Consider the following 9,354-nt stretch of genomic DNA (forward strand, 5'->3'; position numbering starts at 1 on the left):
TTTATTTTTACAATTAATATCCCGTGTTTTGTTTTAAGTTCGGATTTGCCAATAGTACACTTGCCGGTATGGGGAAGATATTTCTGTGCTCACCTGTACCCACCCCTGTGATGGCTCCTCCTTTGAATGTCCATAGATAGTCGGCTGTGGTGAATTTTCCGTAGCGAATCAAATCAGTACGACGCAATCCTTCCCAATACAACTCACGAGCACGTTCATCTAAGATAAAATCGGCGGTAAGTTCTGCTTCGGTAATAGGGGTTGCTCCTGCACGTGTGCGTAGTTGATTTACATAGCCTACCGCAGTTGCTTTGCTTCCACCTCCGCCACGTACTACAGCCTCCGCATAGTTCAAATAAATCTCTGCCAAACGAATGATAGGCAAATCGGTATCAGGGTGTTTCCCTGACGGGTCTTTTCCTTTGCCTCCTGTTGAAGTACGATTGGTAAACTTAGGCAGTGCATAGCCTTCGGTGAATTCACTAATATTGTTGATTTCGTAGGACTGTCCATCGGTATAAAACATTGCTCGTTGGTCGTTCCAAGCTGTTGGCTCTCCGTTGACATTGGTGGTTTTGGTCTCGAATTTAGAAACAAATTCTTTGGTTGTTCTGTATCCGTGCCAACCCTCGACAACTCCGTAATTCTCCGGTTTCATTGAGCCTCCGATAGACCCAAGCAACAAGTTAGTAACACCTCCCCACGTATTGGCTTGGATGCCATCGTAGTTCAACACAAAAATAAATTCGTTTTGAGCTCCGTTGGTATCATTATCTGCCATAAACAATTGTCTGTAATCATTATGCAAGGCATATCCTGAGTTGATTACTTTTTCGGCATACGCCACACAATCAGCATAACGCTCGGTGCCTACCCACGTTTTTGCATTCAGATACAAACGGCTCAATAGTGCTTGTGCAGCGGCAGCATCTACACGACCGTACTCGTTGGATTTGGCAGCTTTCAACTCGCCCTCAATGGCTTTCAATTCGCTTTCTACAAATTGGAATATTTCCTGACGGTTGCTTTGCGTAGGTAAAGTAGCTTGTACTTTGGTAGCTAATGGCACGTTGGCGAACAAATCCATCAAGCAATAGTACGAATAGGCACGTAAGAAACGAGCCTCAGCAATGAATGCTCTCACCTGAGCATCGGAGCTTAACGCTTCTGCATTGGTGATAAATGAATTGGCAAAGGAAATTTGTTGCCCCAAGCGGTTGTACAATCCGTTAAGAAACATATCAGAAGAAGACCAAGATAACGCGTGGAAATCCTTAATGGTTTGGTCAGCCCACCCTACTAAAGCGGTTTCTGTAGTAAGCTCTTGAGCGGCGAAATAAAGCCGAGAAAATTGTGAATATCCTTCATCTATTCCTGTTATATCACTCTGTCCTTGAGGCCCTTGTTGTCCGGTTAAGGCATAGGAGGCATAGACCTTAGCCAAAGCACTTTTGGCTTCTGTTGGATTGGCAAACACTTGCACTTGTGTAAAGCTATCGGGGTCAATAGGCGACTGATCAAGGTCTTTCATACAGCCCGTTAGCGACAAGGCTAAAGCTAATCCGAATATCTTATATGTGGTATATCTTTTCATTTTTCAAAAATTTTATTCGTTGTATTTTGACTAAAAATTCACGCTCAAACCTACCAAATAGGTTTTCGGACGAGGATAGAAATTATTATCAATTCCTCCAAATACCTCAGGATCTAAGCCTTTGTACTTAGTAAGGGTCAATACATTTTGCATTGTTCCGTATAGGCGAATATTGTATTTTGTAGTTGGGAATGTGTACCCTAAAGTAATGTTATCCAACTTAAAGAAGGAGGCATTCTCTACAAAATAATCACTTATTACGCCCAATCCGCTAAGTTTTGTGAACTTGGTGTCGTTATAATTTGATATTAAGTTACGCAAGTACTGTCCATCAACAGCTGTTTCAAACTGACTTAAAGAAGATTGCGTGTTGTTGTACACATAGTTACCGATATTGGCACGTGTAATAATGTTCAAATCCCAATTTTTGTAGCTGAAATCCATCGTTAATCCCATTGTTACAGGAGCAAATGGTGATTTGTACAAATAGCGGTCGTCGTTATTGATAACTCCATCGCTGTTTCTATCAACGAATACGTTTTCAATAGGCTTACCATTAGCATCGTACACTTGTTGGAATACGAAGAATGTAAATGGAGTTTGCCCCTCTTGGTGGCGTTGAACTTCATTATCAGTTCCTCCTGAGACACCTCCAACGTCTTCTACTTTCGGAAGTTTTTTCAATGTATTTTCGTTATAGGCAACATTGTAATTGATTGTCCAACGGAAATCATCGGTACGGAAAGGAGTGTAACCAATGCCCAATTCAATTCCTCGGTTTTCCATATTACCAATATTAGCTTTTACTTCGTTACTGAAATTGGTGAAGGCATCCACAGTGCTTGGTGCAATCAAATCTTTGGTCAGTTTACGATATACATCAATAGTTCCTGTTAAGCGATTTTGCCAAAAACCAAAATCAATACCTGCATTGATCGTATTACCGATTTCCCAACGCAAGTCGGTGTTTACTACACTTGGTCGGTAGGTTTGGTAGAAGTTATCGCCAAACTGATAAGAAGCTCCGTTTGTACTACGTGTATAGTTGGTTAAGAAAATATAATCTCCTAATCCGTTAACGTTACCCACTTCACCATATCCTAAACGTAATTTCAACTCATTAACCGTTTCATTTTCTTTTAGGAAATTCTCATTAGCGATGTTCCACGCCAATGCTACCGATGGGAAATATCCCCAACGATGCTCTTTTGCTAATTTAGATGAGGCATCAGCACGAAGTGTTGCTGTGAGCAAATATTTATCTTTGTAGCTGTAATTGGCACGACCAAAGAAAGACATCAACACGTTTTTGCTTTTATCGATTTTTGGTGTTTCTTTATTATCTCCCGGATTTACAAAGGTTTCATAAAAGGTTTCGTGATTGTCAAATTCAAAAGATTGGTAAGAATGCCCTACCATCAAACCGATGTTGTGATTATTTACCTCCTTGTTGTAATTCAAATAAGCATCGAATAACTTGTTAGTGGTTTTGTTATCATAAACTTTATGATTTCCTGCAAAGTTGCTTGACGAATTGGGGTAGCGAGGGTCGATAATTCTATCTCCTTTACCATTACTGTGGTCTAACCCTACATTCACCGTAGCGATTACCTCAGGAAAGAAAGGTAATTTGTAATCGGCTTTTAAATTTCCGATGAAGTTATACACTTTGGAGTTGTCATCAGTAAGGAATAACATCGCCATTGGGTTAAGCGGGGCTAAACCTCCGAGAAGCCCTGTTACCGAGTCTGACCACGCACTATAACCTGCATAACGTGAAGTTGGGTCATAAACCGGTTTGGTTGGGTCATAGCCTACGGCTGCACCAATAGCACCCTTTTCAGCAAAACGGTTTTTCATAAATGTTCCGTTAGCATTCAGCTCTAATTTTAGGTGATTGTCCAACAAACTTGGCGTCAATGTTACTTTGGCAGTAGTACGTTGGAAATTATCGGTACGAAGTACGCCATCGGCATACGAATGTCCCACAGAAACACGATAAGGCACTACCCCACCTGCCGAAACACTCAAAGTGCTGTTACTCATTGGTGCTGTCTGATAGATTTGTTTTTGCCAATGGGTATCAGCCGCTCCTAAACGAGCTATCAGATTGGCTTTTCCGGTGCTTGTAATGAGGTCTCTGTACTGAGAAGCGCTCATCACATCTACATAATCACTTACGTTTTGTAAAGATAAGCTCGTATTGAAATTGATTTTCATATCCTGACCCGCTTTTCCTTTTTTAGTGGTAATCATAATTACCCCATTGGCGGCACGTGATCCGAAAATAGCTGTTGATGAAGCGTCTTTAAGTACCGTCATACTTTCGATATCTTCAGGGTTTACCAAATTAAAGATACTACGTGACCCTCCAACGCCTCCGTCATTCATAGGCACGCCATCAATTACAATAAGCGGATTTGAAGATAAGGATAACGAACCATTACCACGCACACGGATGGTTTGCCCCTCACCTACAGCCCCTCCTGATGAGGTCATCTGTACTCCTGCCACTTTACCCTGCAACAATTGATCGGCATTTACCGCCGGTGCTTTGTTAAAATCTTTCTCATTTACCAAATTTACCGAACCGGTAACATCTTTTTTCTTAGCAACACCGTAACCAATAACTACAACGTCATCGAGTTGTTGAGCATCTTCTTGGAGCGTTACGTTTAAAACAGTTCCGTTCACGGTAATTTCTCGACTTCTAAAACCTATGGAGGAGAAGACCAATACTTCGCCACGATCGGCTTTCAATTCATAATTTCCGTCAAAGTCGGTCGCTGTTCCACGTGAAGTCCCTTTAACGACTACCGTAACTCCCAACAGCGGATCGCCTGTGGTTGCGTCTTTGACAGTTCCTTTTACGATTTGTTGAGCATACATCCCTACAGAAACGAAAAGAAACAAAAGCAAAATACGTAGTTTTAACGATTTCATAAATATTTCTTTAATAGTTAAACGATTTTATATAACAATTTTTACTTCTCGGCTGTAAAACTACAACTTTTTTTTGTTACGAAAAATTTCTTGACGAAATAAACCGAAACGAAAACGATGGAGTGTGGATAACTTTTCGAAATTTACTGACAAAAGTCAGTAAAATCAGATGTTTTTTATGGAAATATTTTGTTTTTATTTTCTCAAAATAAACTCAACAAGGATTTCGCTTTTTAATTTGAAATGTTTGTTAGACAATCAAATTTAAGGTTTTTTGAAAAAAACTTTTTGAGTTCCTCTATATTTTCATATTTTTGTAACTCATAAAATCAGTTAGTTATGGAAATTTTTAAAGGTCAAAATCTTTTAGAATTCCCTTAACGCTTCAAAACTGACTTGGATTGTGAAAAATATTTAGCTCATTGCAAGTGAGAAAAAGGCTTCGTATGTCGCAGATGTGGGCATACAAAAAGCTAAATTCGTAAGGATTTTTCAAGAACTTGTAACATTTGTTCTGATACAGAAAGCCCTACGGCAGGAACACTTTTTCACAAAGTAAAATTCGGACTTCGTAAGGCTTTTTTTATTTGTTTTGAAATCGAAGATTCGACGAAGTTAAATGCGTGCAACCACTGTCTTACAAATGTCTGTTCGTTACGCAATTACCGAAGATACGGCTCAATTGTTTATGCACAAAGTTCGTGAATCGATGAAATCCAATGAATTACATAAAATGAAAGGTAAAGTTCAAGTGGAGGAAAAGAAGAAGGCAAACAAGGACAAAGCTACGACTCAAAGAAAAAGAAGATAGTTTGTGGGATCGAACTGACCGATGACAGAAAGGTTAAACGATTATATACCAACAAAATAGAAGATTATTCTGCTAAATTATTGCGAACTATTTTTAATAAATATATTGACAAATCCGCCCAAGTAACCACTGATGATTGGAAAGGTTACAGACCTATTAAAGATTTCAATATCAAACAAATACCGAGTAATAAAGGGATGAATTTCCCGATTTTACATACCATAATACACCAAGTAAAAAGTTGGTTGAGAACGATTTATTGTCGAGTTTCAGATTTCAATATGAATAGATATTTGACTGAATTTTCATACCAAATTAATCGTTCTGAATCCAAAAATAATATATTCAACAACCTCATCAAACGAATGATTGACACCGAGCCTGTCTATCATAGAAATTTGATATGTAGTTAAGTATGGAACTCAAAAAAATATAAATAGCTTTTTCCTAAAATTTATATTTATGAAAAAATTTATTGTATTTATTTCGTTAATAATATTAATTTCTTGTAGTGATCAAAACAATTCCATTGCGGAACAAATTAAAACAAATAGTTCAGTTTTAATTCTAAAAAAATTTCATCCAACAGAAAAATATTATTTTAGTAAATACCATTACACATTGACTTTGGATGCTCCTGTTGAAGTGATTAATCCTAATTCATTTATCAGGCAAAAATATACAAATTTTAAAGGTAATTCAGATACAATATCAATAACTAACGAAAGTAAAGTAATGATTGCTAAGGTAACACATTCACCTTTTATAAGTAATACCTATTACTTAAAAGCAGGAGATACACTTGTTGTTGATTTTTCAGATTTACGTAACATCAAAGAATATTATCAAAGCAAAAATGCCTTACAAGGTGATATAGAACCGATTTATGTTAAAGATTCTATTGACATACAAGTAATGTTTTCAAATGATAAACAACAAAGAAAAGCAAATCACTTAAAGGATAGTTTACGCTTAGTAGAAAACGAACGAAAATTAGATTCTTTATTTGCTCAAAATCTGGTAACCTCTTTTATTTATGATGCAAGAAAATTGTCTTATTTCTATTCACGTAAAACAAAAAATATTGACATCAATGATGAAAGTCATCTAAAACACGATTCAATTATAGGAATTAGAGCTTACCAATCTTATGTAAAATCTTTTACAGCAAAGAAATTTACCATTAAACTCACATCAAGTGATTATGAAGTGTTCTATGAACCTTTGTCTATGTTTGATGCGGTTTACGATTCTAATTTCTACGGAGAAAACGTAAAAGAGTTTTTGCTTTATGAGTCTTTAAAAAATATGCAACATAAAACCTCATTTACTGACGTTAAACTTCGATTGGATAAATTCAATAAGGTCACAAAAGATTCGTTGCTAATCACAGAATTAAAAAATAGTTTTTTACTTGATTTTGATGAGTTAATTACAGATAAAAATAACATACATTTCATTGATTATCAAAAACAAACAACCACTCTATCTAAACTTTTAGAAGCCAATCAAGGGAAAGTAGTGTACGTGGATTTTTGGGCGAGTTGGTGTACCCCCTGTCGAAAACAAATGCCTTTTTCTAAAAAATTGCATCACAAATATGGTGATAAAGTGGTTTTTGTTTATATTTCCATTGACACAGATTTTGACAAATGGCAAAAAGCAGTAGCCCAAGAACAATTGGCAATAGACGGAAATAATCTGTTTGCAGTGAATTATCCAAAAGCAAATTTTTATAAAGAGTTGAATCTGAGTTCCATACCACGTTATTTGCTTTTCGACAAACAAGGAAAGTTAGTACACAAAAACGCTCCACAACCTGATTCACAAGAAATTCAAAAAGAGTTGGAGGAATTGTTGGAATAAGTAAAAATAAGAAGTTTAACAATGAAATATATATTAACAATTTTTCTAATCGCTATTTTTCCAAATATTAACGCTCAAACTCAAGTGTTGGACAAGGAAAATGGGCAACCAATAGCCGATACTTATGTATTGCTTCAAGTCGATGGAAAAAACATCGCCACCGCCAAAACCGATGAAAATGGATATTTTAACTTGCAGATTCCAAGTAGTTTATCCAAAACCAAGTTGATTTTCACCCATTTAGGGTATATTGATTTTCAAACCGAAAATGTGTCAGAAAAGAAATATTTTTTGGAAAGAAAAGTTTACAAATTAGATGATGTTACAGTAACTCACAAAGAAAAAAAAGAATGGCTACCATTTGGGTTTAGCACAAACCTCAACATGAATAGCTATGCGGTAACGTTCATTCCTGCGACCTTTAAAAATAAAAGAAAGAAAATCACAAAATTAAAATACAGATTAGCTGATTTTAATGGAGTTAAAGGATTAAAATATCAACCTTTCAAAGCCAATTTACATTCAGTGGATACGCTAACGAGTTTGCCCGATAAAGTCATTTTCCAAAGTGAGGTCATTCGTAGGAAAGATAACAAAAAATGGACAGTTATTGACATTAGCAACGAAAACATCACAATGCCAAAAGAGGGAATTTATGTGGTTTTGGAAACTTTGGACAAATCATATTATGACAAAAATTTGTATTACACCCGTAGCGGTTCGGTAATAGAGCCTGTACCAACACTAAAAATGGAACCTTCCAAAGGTGGAAAAAAATCATTCCTAAGCAGGAATATCCATAGCAAGGTACGTTGGGAAAAACAACCTTACATTTTCTGTATGGATATAGAAACCGAAAAATAAACCGTATGAAAAAAATCTATCTTTTGTTTTTAATTTTCGTAAACATCAGTTTTTCACAAGAATACACGCTTTTGGACAAACAAGGGATTGCTGTTTCTTATGCTCATTTATTCTTAGATGATGTTTTTTTTGCTTATTCAGATGAAAAAGGGAAGTTTAATATACCACAAAAACCATTTGAAAAATTAGAAATTCAGCATATTTCTTTTCAAACAAAAACCTTAAAAAGGATTGAACTCCCAGAAAATAAACAAATCGTATTAGAAGAAAATACCTTTGTATTGAGTGAAGTGGAAGTTTCAAGCCCTAAAAAGCGAAAGAGAAAAACATTGTTGCCAGAAAAATCACTTTTGAATACAATTATGGAAAAAGCTGATATACAATTGATTTACACACATGGTTCAAATCGCATTGAATATTCATTTCTTCCAACGGTGTATGAATCTGTTGCAGTTTATATTCCAAATAATAAGTCTGATAAAAAAACTTTTATAAAGAAAATCATTTTGGAATCTGAGGATAAACAATCTGAATTGGATACACTTTACATACCTTTTCGAGTAAATTTGATGAGCTATGATACAATAGCGAACCTACCAAAAGAAAAAATCCGAACAGAGGATTGGGTGGTAGGCAAACGAGTGGGTGAACGAGTTGAAATTGAAGTAGATAAGTCCATGATTCTTGAATTTCCAAAAGAAGGAATTTGCGTAATGGTTTCGGTCTATGCTACCGAATTTTATATAGCAAAACGAATGAACCCTCCACGATTTGATGCGGTTGCTATTAGAAAATCATCTAAATTTCGTGAATACAGTTATGATTTCGACAAATATTGTAATACGTGGAGAGAGATGTTTTATAGCGAAATCCGTGAACAATGCTTTAACTTTGGAATAGAAATAGAATATCAAGATTAAACCGTGTAAAATCAAATGTCAAAATTCCCTTTTTATAAACAAGATGTAGTGCTATACTTTCTGAAAAATTACACCGAATAATCATTCTTTTTTACCTAAAAAAATAGGCACATTGGTGAAATACAACTTTTGAAAGAAAAAATGTGTTTTATTTTTGTGTATCCATAAAAAAACATTACATTTGCCTCAACAATTCATACTTCTCAAAAAAACTATATTAGAGTTTAATTACAAATTACGATGATTAATTACGAATTACGAGAGATGTTTGTAAATCGTAATTTCAAATTCGTAATTGACTCTGTAAGAGATTAATTACAAATTACGATAGTTAATTACGAATTACGGGGAATATT

5 protein-coding genes and 1 pseudogene are annotated in these 9,354 nt (G+C 35.7%); 4 read left to right on the plus strand and 2 right to left on the minus strand.

The annotated features are described in order from the left end of the window. Positions 1 to 13: 13 nt before the first annotated feature. Together CCAND38_RS04435 and CCAND38_RS04440 are read right to left on the minus strand one after the other, a co-directional pair. Entirely contained in the window at positions 14 to 1,594 is a 1,581-nt protein-coding gene (locus CCAND38_RS04435; RefSeq protein WP_042344038.1) for a RagB/SusD family nutrient uptake outer membrane protein, read from the minus strand. A 30-nt stretch (positions 1,595 to 1,624) separates the two neighbouring features. Next, positions 1,625 to 4,537, minus strand: a complete 2,913-nt coding sequence (locus CCAND38_RS04440) for a SusC/RagA family TonB-linked outer membrane protein (RefSeq protein ID WP_042344039.1) — start codon at positions 4,535 to 4,537, stop codon at positions 1,625 to 1,627. Positions 4,538 to 4,933: 396 nt separating this feature from the next. On the opposite strand from CCAND38_RS04440, the pseudogene CCAND38_RS04445 reads away from it, so the two are divergent. The 4 genes and pseudogenes from CCAND38_RS04445 (at position 4,934) to CCAND38_RS04460 (ending at position 8,998) form a co-directional block, all read left to right on the plus strand. Next, positions 4,934 to 5,761: pseudogene (locus CCAND38_RS04445) on the plus strand (IS1595 family transposase). A gap of 49 nt (positions 5,762 to 5,810) precedes the next feature. Next, positions 5,811 to 7,214 (plus strand): TlpA family protein disulfide reductase, encoded by a 1,404-nt coding sequence (locus tag CCAND38_RS11350; protein ID WP_052458120.1) that lies wholly within the window; start codon positions 5,811 to 5,813, stop codon positions 7,212 to 7,214. Positions 7,215 to 7,235: 21 nt separating this feature from the next. Then, positions 7,236 to 8,078 (plus strand): peptidase associated/transthyretin-like domain-containing protein, encoded by an 843-nt coding sequence (locus CCAND38_RS04455; protein WP_042344040.1) that lies wholly within the window; start codon positions 7,236 to 7,238, stop codon positions 8,076 to 8,078. Between the two features lie 5 nt (positions 8,079 to 8,083). Continuing rightward, entirely contained in the window at positions 8,084 to 8,998 is a 915-nt protein-coding gene (locus CCAND38_RS04460) for a hypothetical protein (protein ID WP_042344041.1), read from the plus strand. The last annotated feature ends 356 nt before the right edge of the window (positions 8,999 to 9,354 follow it).

Source organism: Capnocytophaga canis (genome assembly GCF_000827555.1).
GTDB lineage: Bacteria > Bacteroidota > Bacteroidia > Flavobacteriales > Flavobacteriaceae > Capnocytophaga > Capnocytophaga canis.